The sequence below is a fragment of the Stenotrophomonas aracearum genome, assembly GCF_031834615.1.
GTDB lineage: Bacteria > Pseudomonadota > Gammaproteobacteria > Xanthomonadales > Xanthomonadaceae > Stenotrophomonas > Stenotrophomonas aracearum.
Genome location: NZ_CP115543.1, coordinates 2002694 through 2020932, shown reverse-complemented (window position 1 = coordinate 2020932; position 18239 = coordinate 2002694). Strand labels below are relative to the sequence as shown.

Genomic DNA, 18239 nt, shown 5'->3' with positions numbered 1-18239 from the left:
GCACTTGAAGGGAGCCGCAATCGGCGCACACTAAGGCTCGGACGCTTGCCTCCGGAATACGACAATGCCCGGCCAAATCACGCAGGACGAAGCCTTCTTGGCGATGATGTCGCTTCTTGAAAAAGGACTGGTGACTACTCAGCGAAATCTTCGACAAGAGCTCGGAGGACGCGGCTCAGGTCCCAGACTTAAAGGCTTCATCGACGAATTTTACGCCCGGTACGGTCGTGCGATGGTGACTCCGCCGAGCTCTGCCACTGAGCCGGGCGACGATGGTCGATCACTCCGGCCGGATGATTTCATCGATCTGCAGCGCCAGCTTGACCGCTGAGCGCTCTCTGGCGGGTCAAAAAGTACAAATTTGGGTGGCGCAAAAGTACGCTTGTAGTTGTCCCGTCACCCATTGGCTTGAACTAGTTGCAGATTTACGTGGCGCTAGGTAGCAGATTTACCTGCTTCGTCAGAAGCACCGGTAAGAATGCGAAGGAACAAGGATCCAGCGGTTCAAAGCCCAGTCACTACATTTCGCATAATGTATATTATGTAAGATGCGCCTGCGTCCCAACGTTACCCCTCAACCCGAACCAACCCCAGCTCCCGATCCACCACGGTCATCACAGCCTGCTTACCTTCGGCGTACGGCAAGCTCCGAACCAGGTTCCGCAGCATCCGCAGATCCTGCTCCCACCCCAGCCGGTCGCTGATCTTGTGCAGCGCTTTGCCTTTCCGGGCCAGTTCGGAGCGGCCAGCATCGTGCCTGTGTAGTACGCCCAACGCCTGCGCCGCTTCGAGTTGCATGCGTAGCCGCCTGACCTTGCGTCGCCACCGGTGCACGACCTCCGGCGCGGCGTCGACCTTGGCGCGAGCTGCGGCCTTTACCGTGCGCCGTTCACTGCGACCAAGCGCCTTGCGGACCGCGCGCGGCCGCAACGAGCCCCAAGGCTGGACCTGCATTCGCTGCAGGAATCGTTCGACCACGCGGCGCCTGCGCTCAAAACCCGGGTCAATAGCCAGTGACTCCTGCAGAATTCGCGTACGTCGCAGTTCCAAGGCGTGAATCACGGCGATCCAGCCTGGCGACGGGTGCACCGACTGGAGCTGTTTTGCAGTCTCCACCACAACATGCGCATCGCGAAGTCTGGACAAGCCCTTGCCAAGCCGCCTGAGCGCCCAGTCTTCACCATCCAGATCGAACGAATCCTCTGCCAGTAGCGCGAGCAAGGCCCGCATTCGCCGTATGGCTTTCCGCGCGTCGTGGATGGCCGCGTTCTGATCGCCCGTGGACGGCAGCGCATCGAGGATGGAATGACCGTCCTTCGCCAGGAGTTGTCTTGCGACCAATCCGGGGGTGTCAACTGACATGTAGCGGCCTGGTTCGGGAGAATCTCCGAAGTGTACGGCCCGGCGAGACGCATGGACGTGATGCGTCACGATAATAACACCCCGTTTTCTGGCCGGCGTCGGTAGAACTACGCAAGACCGCCATGTTGCCCTTGGAGATACTGGCGCCTCCCCCGTCAGAGCGGATAGTCATGAGCGCTGCAACCAAATCCAGCAAGGCCAAGAAGCCGAACATCCTAGTCATCTGGGGCGACGACATCGGTTGGCAGAACGTCAGTGCCTACGGCATGGGGACCATGGGCTATACCACGCCCAACATCGACAGGATCGGCTACGAGGGCATCCGCTTTACCGATCACTACGCGCAGCAGTCCTGTACGGCGGGTCGCGCCGCCTTCATCACCGGCCAGTACCCGATACGCTCGGGCATGGTCACCGTCGGCCAGCCGGGCGACGCGCTGGGCCTGCAGCCCGCCTCGCCCTGCCTTGCCGAGGTCATGAAGGAAGCCGGCTACCGCACCGGGCATTTCGGCAAGAGCCACCTGGGCGACCGCAACGAGCACCTGCCTACCAACCACGGTTTTGAAGAGTTCTTCGGCAATCTGTACCACCTGAACGTCTCCGAGGAAGACGAACAGCGTGACTACAAGAACTTCGCCAAGGCCTACGCCGGGAGCCTGGAAGCCTACGAGAAGAAATTTGGCGCCCGTGGCGTCATCCACAGCTGGGCCACCGATAAGGACGATCCCACCGAAGACCCCCGCTTTGGCCGGGTCGGGAAGCAGAAGATCGAAGATACCGGCCCGCTGCACCAGGAGCGGATGCACGACGTGGATGCTGCCGAGTTCGTGCCCAAGGCGCTGGAGTTCATGAAGAACGCACAGGACAACGACGAGCCGTTCTTCGTATGGCTCAACACCAGCCGCATGCACCTGTATACCCGGCTGAACGACAAGTGGCGCTACGCGGCTGAAAAGTATACATCCGAGGCCGACCTGCACGGCTCAGGCATGCTGCAGCACGACCATGACATCGGCCTGGTCCTGGATTTCCTCAAGGAACAGGGGCTGGAGGAAGACACCATCGTCTGGTATTCCACAGACAACGGACCGGAACACTCGTCGTGGCCGCACGGCGGTACCACGCCTTGGCGGGGCGAAAAGATGACCACCTATGAAGGCGGCGTCCGGGTCATCTCCATGCTGCGCTGGCCCGGCGTGATCGCGCCGCTGCAGATCAAGAACGGCATCCAGGCCCACCAGGACATGTTCACGACATTGGCCGCCGCTGCTGGCGTCAAGGACGTGCAGGCCAAGGTCCTGAAAGAAAAGAAGCAGTATATCGATGGGGTCGACAACCTCGACTACTGGCTCGGGAAGTCTGAAGATTCCGCGCGCAATCACATCTTCCACTACAACGAGTCACGCCTGACCGCCATGCGCATGGGACCCTGGAAATGGCACTTCTCCACGGCCGAGGACTATTACGGCAACATCGTTGGCCGCAGCAAACCGCTGGTGTTCAACATCCGGATGGATCCCTTCGAAAGTTACGATAACAGCGATTCCTACGGCCACCTTATCCAGAAGGTTTCCTGGCAGACCAGTCCCATGGGCGAAATGATGAAGGAGCACTTGACCACGCTCGCCAAGTATCCGCCGGTGCAGGGTGGCAAGAGCTTCGACATGTCCAACGTGGTCGAGCAGTTCATGAGCAAGGGTCACGACTAAGGCACGGCCAGGCGACCATGCGCCCCCTCCGCTCCCTCGCCTGGCCGCTGTGCCTGTGCGCTGCCCTGCCCGCCTGTTCCACGATGGGACCGCAGAGTATTCCCCGCGATCGCCAGGGATATTCGTACGCAATAGGCGAGTCCTGGAAGGAACAGACCCTGCTCAATATCGTGCGTCTGCGTTATGCCGACGCACCGGTATTCCTGGATGTATCTTCCATCGTCGCTTCGTACGCTGCCGAAGGCCAGGTGGACGGCGGGGTAACCTTCCCACCGACCGGCAGCAGCACTTCCACGCTGGGCGGCTATGGTCGATTCACCACCAAGCCCACCATCTCCTACGCACCACTGACCGGCGACAAGTTCGCGCAGAGTCTGCTGCGGCCCATCGCGCCGGCCTCGGTGTTCCAGATGATCCAGGCCGGCTACCCGGCTGACTTCATCCTGGGTGCCACCACCCGTGCGATCAACGGCCATTACAACCGCTCTTCCGGCGTCAATGCGCGCGACGCCGACCCCGAGTTCACCGAGCTCACCGAGCGGATGCGGCACGTGCAGTACAACGAAGGCTTGGGCATGCGCGTCGAGCGGCGCGAGAACGGCGATGCCACGCTGCTGTTCTTCCGCAGCGGTGCCGAACCCCAACTGGAACAGGAGGTGGCGCGCGTGCGCGACCTGCTGGGCATCAAACGCTCACCGGAATTCAACCTGGTGTACGGCGCCACGGCGCGCAACGACACCGAGATTGCGCTGCTGACCCGTTCGATGCTTGAGATCCTGCTCGACTTCTCCAATTGCGTGGAGGTACCGCCCGAGCATATCGCGCAGGGCCGCGCCTTCCCTGGCTACGTGCGCAGCTCCGCCGTCGGGCCGCGCCGGCTGGCTACCATCCACAGCGGAGCGAGTGCGCCGGACGATGCGTACGCTGCGGTGCGCTACCGCAATACGTGGTACTGGGTGGACGACACCGACATGAATTCCAAGCGCGCCTTCGCCTTCATGATGGTGTTCTTCTCCCTGGCCGAAACGGGCACCTCGGCGCCGGCGCCGGTGCTGACCATCGGCGCGAACTGAAGGTAATCAGCCGCCTCGCCTTCCGGCTGCACGCTCAGAGCAGCGGCGGCGTGCCCAACGGGCGCTCCCCCGCGAGCGCTGCGGCCTGGTGCTGTGCCCGGCGGGCCGACGCCGCATCGCCCCGACGCTTGTACAGCGCAGAGGCCCACCACGCCACCCGGTAATCCGTGGAGGCGTAAGCATCCAGTTCACCCAGCACGGCCACCGCCTGCTCGGGCTGGTCGGCGTCCAGAAGCACTGCGGCGCGCAACAGATTGGCGCGCACGCGATCGTTCGGGCTGCCATCGCGGTTGGCGACGGCGAGTGCGTTCTGAGCATCGCGTAATGCCTGGTCCGCAGGTCCGAACCGGTGCTGCAACATGGCTTTCGCAAAAAAGGTCGCGGGATCCGGTGCTGCAGCGGCATGCCTGGCGGAGGCGCCAGGCCCAAGCCACCGCGCCCCATCCGCTTGGCCGGCTGCGGCCTGCACGGCGATCGCGGCGATCTCCGACACGGCCCCCTGCACTGGCACCGATGCACTGCCTGCCAGCCTCCCTGCTCCGCCAGAATCGCCCCGGGCCACGGCCACTGCCATGCGCAGGCGGGACACCGACGGGTCTTTGCTTCCGGTGCGTGCCAGCGCCTTCACTGCAGCGTCGACCCCACCGAGTTCTCCGTTGGCCAGTGCCACATTTCCGCGTGCGAGCTGGATGACCGCGACCAACTGGCCGTCTTCCAGCGCACCGAGCAGTCCATCGGTGCGCGCCAACGTGGCCTTCGCCTGCGCGGGCTGCACGGTTTCAAGCTGTGCCTGGGCCTTGGCAGCCAAGGTTGCAGCAAGGTAGTCATTGACCTGGAAGCGTTCGAACACCGCGATGGCACTGTCGAATTCCTGCAGGGCCTGCGGCCAATGACTGCGCATGCCTTCCATGCGGCCCAGGTTGGCGCCGACCATGGCCGCTGAAACGTCATCGCCGCTGCGCCGCATGGCCACCCGCGCCTGGCCAAGGTCGGCCACGGCGGCATCCAGGTTGCCCAGCTGTACCTGGGCAACGCCCCGCCCGTTGTAGGCGTTGCCCAGCTGTCGTGTGTCCACCGAGCTGGCCTCGGCGAGTAGTGCCAGCGCATCGGTGTAACGCGCCTGGGCCGTTGCCGGGTCACCGCTGCGCAGCGCCACCGCGCCCAGGCCCATCAGCCCCTTGGCACGCACGCCAGGCGTTGCGGCCGGCTTCTGGGCCAGCGCGCTGTCGAACAACCGCGCGGCTTCCCCCATGCGTCCGGCTCGATACTCAAGCTGCCCTTCGCGGACCTGCAACGGAGGGCTGTCACGAATTGCGCGCGGCGTTCCCTGGATCTGCTCGCGTGCGGATTCGAGCTGGCCTGCGTCCAGTTCTGCGTCGATGCGGCGCAGGCGCTCCTGCAGCTCGGTGGGCACGGCGCGGTCTGCAGGGACGCGCGCGATGCGCCGCAGCCAGGTATCGGTAGCCACCGCCATGGCCTGCAGGGGCGTATCGCCAAGGGCTTCGACACTGATGTCCGCGCTGCTGTCGACCGCCCGCAACTGCACGCGCCACTGCGTGCCGTTGTGTTGTGCGGTGGGCAGGAGCAGCCAGCGCGCTTCGCTCCGGTCCAGGAGCTGCCGTAGCGCGGCCGCATCCGGCGACTGCGCGTCGGGCAATGCTGCGTCCAGATGCAGGGTCTGTTCGGTCGGCGTCACCTGGAGCGCCGCGCCGCGAAGCCGATCCGCGGCGTATTCCATCGCCCCAAGCCGCACCCAGCTGACGTCCGCTTCGCCGGGTGCCACCCGCACGGGCAGCACGATCACGCGTGACGGATGGGTCACGGCAACATCCGCAGACGACGGCGCACTGCGATGGTTCCACCACAGCACGGAGGAAGACACGCACAAAACGACGACAAGCACTGCAGCGACCATGCGCCAGCGCACTGCGAAGTTGCTTGGATTGCGGTCGTGAATCGCCTGCGCCAAGCCCGCGGGCGCCTCGGGCTCTTCCCGCCCCAGCACCGATACCGGCACCGGCACCGGCGCAGGCGCCGAAGGCACCACGCCAGCACCGTCGTCATCCGGTTCCGTTGGACGCATCGGCACCGCAACTGTGCCTGGCTCAAGCTCCTCCACCTCGGCCACCCAGCGGTACCCGAAGCCCGGCACGGTGCGGATCATGGTCTGCCGATCGCCGGCATCGTCCAGGGCCTTGCGCGCACGGCGCATGGTCTGGGTAATCACCGTGTCGCTTACCTCGGCGCGGCCCCACACCGCCGAAATCAGTTCATCCCTGCCCACCGCACGCTGACGGTTGGCGACCAGGTACACCAGGCACTCCAGCGATTTCAGCGGCAGCGGCAGGCGCTCGCCATTACGACGAAGCTCGCGTACGGCCGGGTCCAGCACGTAATCGCCGAATCGATACTGGATAAGGCGCATCAGCCTGGCCTGCCACTCGCACGTTGGGGGATCCCCATCCTACGACAGGCACGCCCCATCGTGCTCAGCGCACCCGTACATGGAAAACGACGTCCTCGCGCGCGGTGTCAGCCAGCTCCTGCCCGCAGTCGAACATCAGCTCGCCCTGCCCCGCTGCCAAGGCCCGGAAACGCCAGGTGTGGGCGCCAGCCACGCGGGCCGGCTCCTGTTCCAGATCGAGCAGCAATGACGGCGTGGCACGCAGCCAGCAGCGGTAGCCGCTGGCTGAATGCGCAGGCAGGCGCACCTCGACCCGTTGACCGGCCATCAAGTGCACCGGCCGATCGTTGTCGTCTCGGTTCAGTACGAGCACCGGCGGCGCGATCGCCGCCGGTGCCGCACCCGGGCGATCCTGCCCGTCCCCACCACTACACCCGACCAGCGCCCAGGCAAGCAGCGCTGGAATTCCAGCAGCGGGGCGGAGCCCCGCTCTACCCTTCACTTAGTTCACCTTTACCAGCAGGCGCGAACCACTGGTTTCCTGGGTCGCGCTCACCGCCAGGTAGTACCGACCCTGCGCGGGGTTGACCACGGTGATAGCCTGGTTCACGCCCGGACGCGCCGACGCACCGGCGTTCTGGTTCGGCAGCGGATCCATTTCGTACCCGGCCAGCAGCTGCAGCTCGCCACGGCCACCGTAGGTGGTGATTTCCAGACGGGTTTTGCCGGGCGCGACGTCGATCACGTACAGGTCGCGTTGGCCGGCCGCCATCGCCGGCAGCAGCATTGCAGTACCCGGGCTGGTGGGAATGCCATCGATCGGCTGGCCGAAGGTGCGCGCGCGCGCGACCGCCGCCGCCGCGTCCAGCAGGCCGGTCCCGTTGGGCTGGCTTTGCTTGACCGGGAACGCGCGCGAAGTGGCCTTCAACAAGCCTTCCACCTGCGAGGGCGTCAGCGGCTGCGCGGCCACGCTCTGCATCAGCGCGACCACGCCCACCACGTGCGGGGTCGCCATCGACGTGCCGGTGTAACCGGCATAGATGTCGTTGCCGGGTACGGTGGTGCCGTCGTTGAGGGTGGACCAGATGTAACCGTTCGGGTTGCCTTCGGTGCCGGCGCCACCGGGTGCGGCCAGATCGATGCCGGCGCCGTAGTTGGAATAGCTGGCGCGCTGGCCGGAATAGCCGGTGGCACCGACGGTGATCACATTCGCGCAGCTGGCCGGGGCATGGCCTACGACCGGCGCGTTGTCGTTGCCTGCGGCCACCACCACCACGGTGCCCAGGCTGGTCGCCGTGTTGATCGCGGCCTGCGTATCGGCTTCGCACTCGTGCGCGCCGCCCAGGCTCATGTTGATCACTTCGGCTGGCGTGGTGTTGTCCGGCACGCCGTCGATATGGCCACCCGCAGCCCAGACGATGGCGTCGTTGATGTCGGACGTGTAGCCGCCGCAGCGACCGAGTACACGCACCGGCAGCACCCTGGCGTTGTAGGCGATACCGGCGCCGCCGACACCGTTGTTGGTGACTTCGGCGATGGTGCCTGCCACGTGCGTGCCATGCCAGCTGCTGTTGCTGGCCGGCGCACCGGCGCCGCACTCGTTGGCGGCACTGTAGTCACCGAGGTCCCAGCCGCCGGCGACGCGGCTGTCATCGTCCCGGTGCGAGACGAACGCGTCGGAAATGAAGTCATAACCGGGCAGCAGGTTGGGCTCGAGGTCGGCGTGGTGGGTGGCGCCGGTGTCGATCACAGCTACGACCACCCCCGCGCCGGTCGCACCGGATTCCCATGCGGTGGTAACCCGCGCCCCGCCCGCCCCGGTACCGTAGTGCCACATCTGGTGGCTGCTGAGCACCGGGTCATTGGGCACGGCGGCGGCATGCATCAGCCGGTCGACCCGTACCGATTCGACATTGGGCTGCGCGGCAATGGCGCGCATCAGGGTTTCGGCCTGGCTGCGGTCCAGTCGTTGCGAAGCACGTACCACGTGCTGGCCGCTGTAGGTGGCCCGCAGGGTCTTTACCTGCAAGGCGGCTGCGCCCTGCTGCGCGGCAATACGCGCGCCCAGTTGCGGGCGGGCACTGCTGGCAGCCGCGTCCAGGGAACGCTGGCGGGCCGCCGGCTGGGTGCGCTCGGCCGCGCCGGGCTTGTAGGTCACGATGAAACGTGGCGACAGCGTTGCGTCATTGATGGAGGAAAGATCGACGGTGCCTGCAAATGCCGGAGCGCAGGCGCTGGCCACCAGCAGGCTCAGGACGGAACGACGGAAATTCATGGATGGATTCCTGGAATGCGGAGTCTGGGGATGGGGATTACAGGTCAACGCCGAAGCCGAGGCCGGCAGAGCGGTCGTCGCTGCTGAAGGCCCCACCGATGCTCATGGAGACGCGGTCGCTCAAGGCCTTGGAGTAGCCGACCGACAGCGCGCTTTCGCCGTTCTGCCAGCCCACGCCGGCCGCCACGCGGCCGCGCGGGCTGCGCGAGTTGGCGGCGTTGATGGCCATGTTCATCATCGCGCTACCCATCGCGCCCTGGCGGTCCAGCCGCTTGTCCTGGGCGTTGAGGCGTGCGTTGACGTCGTTGCGCAGCAGGTCGAAGCTGTCGTTCAGGCCCTTGAGCTGGGAATCGGCATACGCGTTGGCACTGGACAACGTGCGGGTCGCGGTGGTGTCGGTGTAGCTGTTCGCCGAGGCCAGGGTGGCGGCGTCGGCGTCCTGCACCTGGCCGACGTTTGCCGCGTCGTTGGCATCTGTACCGGCGGCGACCTGGGTGATGCGGCGCTGCTGGGCGGCATTGCCCACCGACACGGTGTTCTCCTGGTCGGCGACCGCGCCCTGGCCAAGCGCCACTGCGCTGCTTGCGCTGGCATGGCTGTCGGCGCCTACGGCGACGGCATTGTCGGCGCTGGCGTCAACCAGGGCATTGCTGCCTACGGCCACGCTGTTGGCCGCGCCAACCTTCGCGCCGCTGCCCACGGCCGTATCGTTGGCGTCGGTTGCATTCGAGCCGGTACCCAGCGCCAGGCCGTCACCGCTGCCCATCGGTGCGTCCGATGCCACCGGCGTCGACCCCGTGGGTGCGCTTTCCAGCACGGCCACGCGATCCTGCAGACCGTTGAAGGCCGCATCGATGGCGTTGAAGCTGGCGCCAACATTCGTGTAGCTGCCGCCCTGGAAGGCGAAGCTCGGGGCGCTGATGCCGGTGGCATTCACCGCCGCGCCGCCGCCGAGTGCGGTAGCGACGGTGTCAAGCTGGGAACCGAGGGTGCCGCCAACGTCGGCGACCACCGCGTCCAGCTGACGCTTGTTGACCGCGTCGGTGGCATCCACCGCGTTGTCCACGTTGACCACGCGGCGTTCGGCACCGGCGCTGCCGACCGACACCACGTTGTCCTGCTCTGCGCTGGCATTCATGCCGATCGCCACGCTGTTCAGCCCGTAAACCGCCGCGCCGCTTCCGATCGCCACGCTGCCTGCGGTTTCAACCACGGCGTAGCTGCCGATGGCCACGGCGTCGTCCCCGCCTGCATAGCTGTTGTAGCCCGACGCGATGGCCTGGGTGCCGGTGGCGAAGGCATTGGTGCCGCTGGCCATGGCCGAGTCACCGGAGGCGTAGGCATAGTTGCCGATGGCGGTAGCGGCGTTGCCACTTGCCAGGCTGCCCTCGCCCACCGCAGCACTACTGGCACCAAGTGCCTGTGCCGTGTTGCCGAGCGCGGTACTGCCCAGGCCGGTGGCCTGCGCGGCAGAACCCATGGCCAGCGCGGAGGTCTCGGTCGCCTGCGCGCCGGTACCGAAGGCGATGGCGTTGCTGGACTCCCCGCCCACGCCCGGCGCGGTCTTGGCATCCTGGCCGAAGGCGATGTTGCCGGTGCCGGTCCAGCCGTCGGCGTAGGCGTTCTCGCCGATGGCGATGTTGCGGTGCCAGGTGGCGATGGCCTGGTCGCCGAGCGCGATGCTGGCGACGCCGTAGGCGACGGTCTGGGTGCCGATGGCGATGGCGTCGGCGTCGGCCGCGCTGGATTCCCGCCCGATGGCAACGCTGGAACGGCCGGCGGCCTGGGCGAAGAAGCCGCCCGCAAACGAACCGGAGACTACGGTCGGGTCGACACTGTCGTAGTTGCGGATGATGCTGGTCGGGCCGGGGTTTTCGGTGTCGCGGTCGCCGGTGGCAGCGGCCGGTCCCAGCGCGGTGCTGTAGTTGCCGAACGAATAGGTTCCGCTGCCGAATGCGGCGCTGCCCAGGCTGATGGAATAGGCTTTGCCGTAAGCATTGCTGATGTTGCCCGGACCCCGCGGGGTGCCGCCAAACGCCTGCGCCCAGTCCAGCCACCCGCCGACCGCCACCGAGCCGGTGCCCAGCGCATAGGACATGTAGCCCATGGCGGTGGAGTAAGGGTTGAACGCGATGGAGGTGTAGCCGAACGCGGTCCCGTTGGTGCGGATGGACTGGGCGCCAGCCCCCACCACCGTGGAGTTCTGGTCGGGCAGCCAGTTCGGGCTGTAGGACGTATAGAGCACGTCGCCGGCGGTCCCTGCGCCGGAGCCGATGACCACGTTGTTGTTGCCCTTCGACGTGGCGCCGTTGCCGATGGCGATGGAGTTGGCGGCTGCTTCGGTGGTGGTCGAATCGACGTAACTGCCCGCCCAATCGCTGACGAAGGTGGTCTGGTTGCCCTTGGTTCCGGTCACGGTCGCGCCATTGCCCAGTGCGATGGAGCCATTGCCATTGACCGTGGCGCCGTTGCCAACCGCGACCGAGTTCTGCGCGGGAGTTTCCGTGAGCGTTTCAAGTTTGGTGACCACCCCGCTCGCGTCCTGGCTGACGCTCAGGCTTCCGTTGATGGCGCGCACCTGGGTGCCGGTACCCATCGCGATGTTGTTGCTGCCGTTGGCAGTGGCGCCGCTTCCCACCGCGATGGCGTTGACGCTGGTGCCTGCAGGCGTGGTATCCACCTTGGTGGTGGTGCGTTGCTGTGGACTTCCCTTGGTATAGACAACCGAATTGGTGGTCAGCGAACCGGCATGCACGGCGCCGGCCTGGTTGCCGATAGCCACGCTTCCTTCACTGACGGCCACTGCACGCACGCCGATGGCCGTGCTGTTGTTGGCCAGGGCCTGCGCGGCAGCACCGACTGCGGTCGCGTTGGTGCCGTTGGCCCACGTCACCTCATTGGGGTCCACTGCGCCGTCATTGTCCAGGTCCACCCAGGTGCCCACGGCGGTGCTGCCCTTGCCGCTAGCGCTCGCGTCGGTGCCGCAGGCCAGGCTCTGGTCGCCGGTAGCGGTGCTGTCGATCGGCAGTGGCGCGCCGTTGTCATCCAGCAGCTGGCAGTTCACGCCGGCAGCGTATGCCGGCAGGGTCAGGACGGACAGGAGCGCGGCAGTCAGCGCTTTGCGATGCAGGGTGCGGGTGGTCGGAAGCATGGGCGGGCTCTGGGTTGGAAGACCCTAGAACGCCGCATCCGCGCCAGGAACGCATGACGCTGCCGTGACATTGACCACAAAAGTGGTGTCATCGAGGTGACAAAGGTGACATTGTTGTGAAATCGGAGCGAATACGCCTCAAGGACCGACGTGACGCGTCACGTGAATCAGGCTTCGTCTTCGTCCAGCAGCTGCTCCACGTAATGTGCTGCGTGCCGCATGACCTCCTCGAAGTCGGCCCCTTCAGGGATGTTCGGCTGCAGGAATTTCCGCTCACCGATCGCCAGCAGGAACACGAACGCCGGCTTGCCCTGGGGCTGCCAGGCGGTGACCCGGTAGCTCGCGCCGCGGTAGCTTCCATCCAGCGTGGCGCTCGAAACCGGCGCGGAGGGCGGTTGCGCGCCGGGCGGTTCGTTGCCGTCACCCGTGCCCTCGCCTTCCGTCGGGCACCCGGGTTCGGTCGCGTAGCGCACCGCGCGGGTGGCGGGATACCGGCTGTACCGGCGGGACCCAACATCGGAGATCCCGCACAGTGCCCCCGGCTGTGGGTCGGCCGAGGACGCCATCGACGCATACAACACCCGGTTCGAAGCTACCCTGGCCATTGCCCTGCCCCATACGGATCACCTGGACAAAGTCTGGGCCGGTGGGGCGCATCCGCGCATCAGTAAAGCTACCTAGTCGCAACCGACGCAGGCAGGATGTCCACGCCGGCTTAATGGGGTGCGGACAACCCTGTGCCTGACCCGGCACATACGCCGGCAAGGGGTGAGACATGCTTCCTGCTTCGATCAGGCGTATCGCCGTTCAACTCTTCGACAACGGCGTGCTGCGCCTGATATTCGAGAACACCCGCAACATGGCGGTCTCCACGCTGATTACGGCGGCCGGGCTGGAGGTGGTGCGGGAAGGGCCGGGGGAGCTGGACCTGGTGAACCCGACGTTGGTGGGGTATGTGGTGGTGGCGATCGGAGGCTCGTTGCTGCTGCTGAACCTGCTGGATGGGCTGTGGCGGTTGAGCCGGATGAAGTCGCACCTGCTGCTGCAGATTCTGTTGTGTGCGGCGTATGCGTTCATCTTCTGGCGGGTGGTTCTGCTGGTGTTGAACTTCAAGGCGGGGGGTGGGATGGGGGTTGGGAATTGATTTCGTGCGGATCGTTGTTCCTTGGGACACGCGTGGCGTGTCGCTACGCGGGTTCCAGCAATTTTCTCAGCGGTCTTCTTTGTAGATCCTGCCGTCTTTCATGATTACGTTGAAATTTGCGTCCGGGTTGGTGATGACGGCTATATCGGAGAGGGGATCGCCGTTGACCAGCAGCAGGTCGGCCAGGGCGCCCTCTTCCACTACGCCCAGGCGGCCGGCGTAGGGGCTGCGCTTGCCGGACAGGGCCAGTAGCTGGGCGTTGGTGCCGGTGGCCATGATCAGGGTCTCGGCCGGGGTGTACCAGCGGGTCAGGCTGGCCAGGATGCGGTTCTGCTGGCCGGCCAGCGCGCTGGAGAACAGCACGTCGGTGCCGAAGGCGGTCTTGAGCTTGTACTTGATCGCGAAGCGGTAGGTCTGATCGGTGCCGGCGAACACCTCCTGCGCCTTCAACCATTGTTCCGAGCCACGCGGGAACGCGTTGGCCAGTTCCTCCGGCAGCGGCTGGGTACTGAGCCAGGTGCCGGTGTCGCGGATGCGCCGGGCGCTGGCGTCGTCCATCAGGCTGCCGTGTTCGATGCACTTCACCCCGGCGCGGATGGAGCGCTGGATGGCTTCCGGGGTATAGGCATGCACGGCCACGTAGGTGCCCCAATCCGTAGCGGCCTCGACCGCCGCCCGCAGTTCCGCCTCGGTGAACGTCACCGCGTCCAGCGGGCTATGTGGTGAGGATACTCCGCCACCGGCGGTCAGCTTGATCTGGCTGGCGCCGCGCATCAGCTGCTCGCGCACGCGCATGCGCAGTTCGTCGGGACTGTCGGCGATGGCGCCGTCGCCCAGCAGGTCGTGGCGCGAGCCGGGCGCTCCCAGCGTGCGTGGCAGGTCGGAGGGTTGGCGGAAATCGCCATGTCCGCTGGTCACGGTGATCATCGCGCCGGACGGGAAGATCCGCGGCCCTTCCACATGCCCGGCATCCACCGCCGCCTTCAGGCCCCACACCGCGCCACCGACGTCACGCACAGTGGTGAAACCACGCATCAGCGTCTTGCGCGACTCGGCGCCCGCGACGATGTTGATGTAGCCGTTGTCGGCGGTCATCAGCGTCTGGATCGGAATGCCGGCGAACATGCTGTGCCAGTGCGCGTCGATCAGCCCCGGCATCAGCGTGCGGCCCCGGCCGTCGATGACGCGCGCGCCGGCTGCGTCGATGGCGCCCGTGGAAATGCGGGTGATGGTGTTGCCCTGCACCAGCACGTTGCTCGGACCGGAAAGTCGTGCGTGGGTGCCGTCGAAAATCCGTACGTTGGTGAACAGTACCGCTGGAGAAGGCGCTGCTGCAGGCTCAGCCAGTGCGCCACCGGGATCCTGCTGGATGACGGAATGCGCGGAGGTGGCCGTGGCCAGGCCCAGTGACAGCGCGACGCCCAGGATACGGAACGAAAGCCGGTTCATCATGGCACTACTCCCCCGTAAAGACGGTCTGTTGGGTATAGGAGCGGTGGCGTTACTGCGATGTGCAGCGTGCACCGTTCTGCGGGATTTACTGGTCGCCATTTCACCAACGCCTAACGCTGGCCGGGAGGTAATTGAGCGGTCCACCCTGGAGCGACCGTGATGACCGTCCTCACCCGTCTTGGCAAGGATCCCGGCTCCATCGGCATGGCCATGAAATCGAGCTGGCCGCGGCTGCTGATCGTAGGCATTCTGCTGCTGATGCTGGGGGCGTTCGGCATCTACGCCTCCTCCTTCATGGTGCGCACCATGACCGTGCTGATCGCCGGCCTGCTGGTGATTGCCGGTGCGCTGCAGCTTACCGAGGCGTTCCTGCTGCACGGCCTGCCCAGTTTCGCGATGACCATTGCATTGGGCGCGGCGCAGATCATCGGCGGCATCGCCATCTACACCCACCCCGAATGGGCCGCCTATGCGGTGGCGACCACGGTGGCGGCGGTGCTGGTGGTGCAGGCGATCGCCCAGATCAGCCTGGCATTCCGCTTCAGACCGGGTGGGAAGCGCTGGATCTCGTTGGTCTCCGGCTTGGTCGCATTGGTGGCAGCCGTGGTCTGCGTGAGCGGCGTAGCCTGGGCCGGGCGTGCTTCCGCGTCGTGGGGTGTGGGCCTGGCGCTGGTCGCCATGGGCGCGGCCTACATCGCCATCGCCCTGTTGTTCCGGCAGGACCGCGCCCCCCTCTAGTTCCGGACCCTGCATCAGAACGCGCCTTCCAGGTAGGTGTAGATGTAGTTGGAGCCACCGTCGACGGTGCCCAGCATCTGCGCCGAACCGAAGATGCCCGAGCGGTGCGAAACGCCGAAACCGAAGTACAGCTCGTGCCAGCGCTCGCTGCCGAAGATGTCGCCCAGGCTCACGTCGATGCTCGGATCCAGGTAGTTCAGCACCTTGGAGGTGTTGCGTTCGCGCTGTGCCTGCGCCTGCACCTCCGCATACGGCACGCGCTCGGCATAGGACACGCCGAAGCCGAAGCCGATCCGGGTCTTGACCCGGTGCGACCACGGAAACCCGTAGTAGAAGCCTTTCATGTACGCGTCGATCTGCCACGCATCGGGCTGGTGGCCGCGTTCGTTGTGGCGCAGGATGCCGACATACCCCACCAGGTCCAGCGGCCAGCCGTTGAGCCCGGACACGAACGGCCGGCCCACGTGCACGCCCCAGATGTCGGTGGGGTCGTCATCGTTGAGGCTGACGCAGCTGAAGGTCATGATCTTGACCAGGTGGCAGCCATCGGCGGAGTCGCGGCCGTAGAACACTTTCACATAGGTCGGGGTGTGGTCGTCGTCCCAGCGCACCTGGCCGTTGCCGAAGTCGTAGGCCGCGCCAACCATGCCGCCCCATTCGAGGTTGCTGTCCACCAGGGGGCTGTTGCGCACGGTGCTGGAATAGCGCTTGGCATACACGCCACCGAGCAGGCTCCAGTTTTCCAGGATGCGGTAGCGGCCGTACAGCCCGGCGACCACGTCCACGCCGCTGCCCGCCGAGTAGGCGCTGCGCTCGGGCGTGACTTCGTAATCCTCCACGCCGAAGTAGTAATCGTTGAGCTTGGCACTGCGCCAGTTCAGGCTGATCACCGGCTGCAGGGCCCAGCGATCGCCGCGCCAGGTGTGGCCGTAGGCGGCGCGGATCTCGGTGCCGTTGGAGTTGTTGGAAAGGTCCTGGCGTACGCTGAGATCCAGCGCATGGTCGTTGTGCTTGAAGTAATAGCGCGCCCCGATGTCCGCTTCGCTGTTGCGGGTTTCCATGCCTTCGAGGATGTCCGGCGTTTCGTCTTCGGGGTAGCCTTCCAGCCGGCGTTCGACGAACAGCTCCAGCCCCTGGTTCTCCTGCGTGGCGAAGCGGACGCCGGCCGCATTGGAGCGCAGGAAGAAGCGCTCGCCTTCGTACAGGTAGAGCGGCATCAGGTCGACACGGTCGTCGGCGCCCTTGTACGGCGACGACTCGATGCGGCTGAGGAAGCCGAGCCCAGCCGCACCGGGTTCTTCCAGGATGGTGCCGAGCATGGCGTCCTGCGCAGCCAGCGGCGCGGACGCGGAGAGCGCTGCGGCCAGCAACGCAGGCTGCCAGCGGCGCGCACTGTGGCGGTATCGGGTTCGGGCAGACATGGGGCCTCCTACTTCACGAAGTCGTACTTCAGCGCGGTCTGCAGACGGAACACGTCGCCACTTTCACCGCTCTGCTCCTGCAGCTTGCCGTACAGCAGTTCGGCGCCCCAGCTCCAGCTCGGCGCCGGCTGCCAGACGACGTTGGCGGCGGCATAGTCGCTGCGCCGGAAAACGCTCGGATCGAGCAGGTCTTCGCGTTCCAGGTACAGACGGCTGTAGGTGAGTGTCGACCGCCAGCGCTGCGACCAGTGGTGCGTGTAACCGACCCAGCCGCCGTACTGCTGCAGCAGCTTCAGGTCGCCCTGCGGGTCGACGATGCCATCCAGGTTCAAACCGCCGAGGTCGCCGAGGAACGCGGCGATGCCTTCGCCGCCGACCGCACCGAACACCACGTAGTCGCCCCGGTCGCCGCCTCCCCAGGTACCGCTCAGGGCCAGGCCGCCGGCGGTGGCGCTGTCGCTGCCTTCGTTGCTGACCTTGGCCGAGTCGTACGCCAGGTAGCGCAGCAGGCCCGATGCCTGCAGGCTGCCCCACCCCGCTTCATGTCGCGCGGCCAGCACCAGGTTGGGTGCGGCGGTCCGCGAACGCTGGGTTACGCCATTGAACTGAAGTTCCGGGGCACGGTGTTCGGCGGCGAGAATGATCTGGTTGCCGTTGCCCAGCGGGAAGTACTGGCGGATGCTGGCCAGCCGTGCCGACGGCGAGGCCGGCGGACCGGCGAAATCCAGCGTATCCGGGCCGGAGTCCAGGTCCATGAAGGCCGACCAGCCAAAACCCACGTAGGTGTTGCCGAGCTGGCCCCACGCGTGGCGCAGGCGATAGCCGTAGCTCCCACCGGAGCCGAAGAAGTCGTTCTGGACCAGGAAGCGTAGCTGCCCGGCCCCGGTTTCGCGCCGTCCTTCTATGGTGAAGCGGGTCTGACGTGCGTGCATGTTGAAGCGCGTGCTGTCGCGACCGCCGTCAACCGGGATCTCAGAAGTAATGAACTGATCGCTGTCGCCGGCGTCGCCGCTGTCGAACATCGCATCGAGCTTGGCGTACCCGCCCAGACGCAGCCACGTGCCGGTACCGGGAATCTGGAAGAAGCCCTCCAGTTCGTCCCCGGGCGGCACCTCGTTGTCGACACGGGCGCTGGCCTGCTCGTCTTCGTCGAAGGTGTCGCGCGTTGGCAGCGGCGACTCCGGCACGTTGAGCGTCTCGGGCGTGGCGGCAAGCAGTGGCGCGGCGGGCACGCTGGCAACCGGCGCTGTGCCGGGTGGCGCGGTGGGCGCTGGCGGTGTGGCAACCGCAGCTGCCGCCGGTGCCGTTCCGGCCTGCCCGGCCTCCAACGCCTGGATGCGCGACGTCAGCATCTCCACGGTCTGGCGCAGGCGCTGGATCTCCGCGTCCTGGCTGGCGTCGCGGGTCTGGGCGGCGGCAGCGCCGGGCAGCAGCACGGCGGCCAGGCAGAGCGATCGGGCGGGAATGCGCATGGAAGATGTACCTCACTGGAGTTGCGGATCACGGGTGC

14 protein-coding genes are annotated in these 18239 nt (G+C 66.2%); 5 read left to right on the top strand and 9 right to left on the bottom strand.

The annotated features are described in order from the left end of the window. The first annotated feature begins 64 nt into the window (after positions 1-64). Positions 65-331 (top strand): hypothetical protein, encoded by a 267-nt coding sequence (locus PDM28_RS09300; RefSeq protein WP_311184570.1) that lies wholly within the window; start codon positions 65-67, stop codon positions 329-331. 236 nt (positions 332-567) lie between these two features. Here the strand turns inward: PDM28_RS09300 and PDM28_RS09295 are convergent, their stop codons facing one another. Next, positions 568-1362: a CHAD domain-containing protein gene (locus PDM28_RS09295; RefSeq protein WP_311184569.1), complete on the bottom strand. Its 795-nt coding sequence runs from the start codon at positions 1360-1362 to the stop codon at positions 568-570. Between the two features lie 170 nt (positions 1363-1532). Here PDM28_RS09295 and PDM28_RS09290 point away from each other — a divergent pair, with 170 nt between their 5' ends. Continuing rightward, positions 1533-3071 carry an arylsulfatase gene (locus tag PDM28_RS09290; protein WP_311184568.1) on the top strand — a complete coding sequence of 513 codons (1539 nt, stop codon included), beginning with the start codon at positions 1533-1535 and terminating at the stop codon, positions 3069-3071. A gap of 17 nt (positions 3072-3088) precedes the next feature. Continuing rightward, positions 3089-4144 carry a hypothetical protein gene (locus PDM28_RS09285; protein WP_311184567.1) on the top strand — a complete coding sequence of 352 codons (1056 nt, stop codon included), beginning with the start codon at positions 3089-3091 and terminating at the stop codon, positions 4142-4144. Between the two features lie 34 nt (positions 4145-4178). Here the strand turns inward: PDM28_RS09285 and PDM28_RS09280 are convergent, their stop codons facing one another. The 5 genes from PDM28_RS09280 to PDM28_RS09260 form a co-directional block, all read right to left on the bottom strand. Next, a complete protein-coding gene (locus tag PDM28_RS09280; protein WP_311184566.1) occupies positions 4179-6569 on the bottom strand; it encodes a winged helix-turn-helix domain-containing protein in 2391 nt (796 codons plus the stop codon). A 64-nt stretch (positions 6570-6633) separates the two neighbouring features. After that, positions 6634-6921 carry a protease inhibitor I42 family protein gene (locus PDM28_RS09275; RefSeq protein ID WP_311184565.1) on the bottom strand — a complete coding sequence of 96 codons (288 nt, stop codon included), beginning with the start codon at positions 6919-6921 and terminating at the stop codon, positions 6634-6636. A gap of 129 nt (positions 6922-7050) precedes the next feature. Continuing rightward, positions 7051-8823 (bottom strand): S8 family peptidase, encoded by a 1773-nt coding sequence (locus PDM28_RS09270; protein WP_311184564.1) that lies wholly within the window; start codon positions 8821-8823, stop codon positions 7051-7053. A 37-nt stretch (positions 8824-8860) separates the two neighbouring features. Then, positions 8861-11974: a YadA-like family protein gene (locus PDM28_RS09265; protein WP_311184563.1), complete on the bottom strand. Its 3114-nt coding sequence runs from the start codon at positions 11972-11974 to the stop codon at positions 8861-8863. A gap of 167 nt (positions 11975-12141) precedes the next feature. Next, the gene (locus PDM28_RS09260) at positions 12142-12579 is read right to left on the bottom strand and encodes a hypothetical protein (protein ID WP_311184562.1); all 438 of its coding nucleotides are present in this window, start codon (positions 12577-12579) and stop codon (positions 12142-12144) included. Positions 12580-12749: 170 nt separating this feature from the next. Between PDM28_RS09260 and PDM28_RS09255 the strand changes: the two genes are divergently transcribed. Then, entirely contained in the window at positions 12750-13118 is a 369-nt protein-coding gene (locus PDM28_RS09255; protein WP_311184561.1) for a hypothetical protein, read from the top strand. 66 nt (positions 13119-13184) lie between these two features. Here the strand turns inward: PDM28_RS09255 and PDM28_RS09250 are convergent, their stop codons facing one another. After that, the gene (locus tag PDM28_RS09250; protein ID WP_311184560.1) at positions 13185-14570 is read right to left on the bottom strand and encodes a metal-dependent hydrolase family protein; all 1386 of its coding nucleotides are present in this window, start codon (positions 14568-14570) and stop codon (positions 13185-13187) included. 159 nt (positions 14571-14729) lie between these two features. On the opposite strand from PDM28_RS09250, the gene PDM28_RS09245 reads away from it, so the two are divergent. Further along, complete coding sequence (locus PDM28_RS09245; RefSeq protein ID WP_311184559.1) at positions 14730-15308, top strand: DUF308 domain-containing protein; 579 nt, start codon at positions 14730-14732, stop codon at positions 15306-15308. Between the two features lie 14 nt (positions 15309-15322). Here PDM28_RS09245 and PDM28_RS09240 read toward each other — a convergent pair whose 3' ends face one another. Together PDM28_RS09240 and PDM28_RS09235 are read right to left on the bottom strand one after the other, a co-directional pair. Further along, complete coding sequence (locus PDM28_RS09240) at positions 15323-16729, bottom strand: MipA/OmpV family protein (RefSeq protein WP_311184558.1); 1407 nt, start codon at positions 16727-16729, stop codon at positions 15323-15325. Positions 16730-16737: 8 nt separating this feature from the next. After that, the gene (locus tag PDM28_RS09235) at positions 16738-18201 is read right to left on the bottom strand and encodes a DcaP family trimeric outer membrane transporter (RefSeq protein ID WP_311184557.1); all 1464 of its coding nucleotides are present in this window, start codon (positions 18199-18201) and stop codon (positions 16738-16740) included. Between the last annotated feature and the right edge of the window lie 38 nt (positions 18202-18239).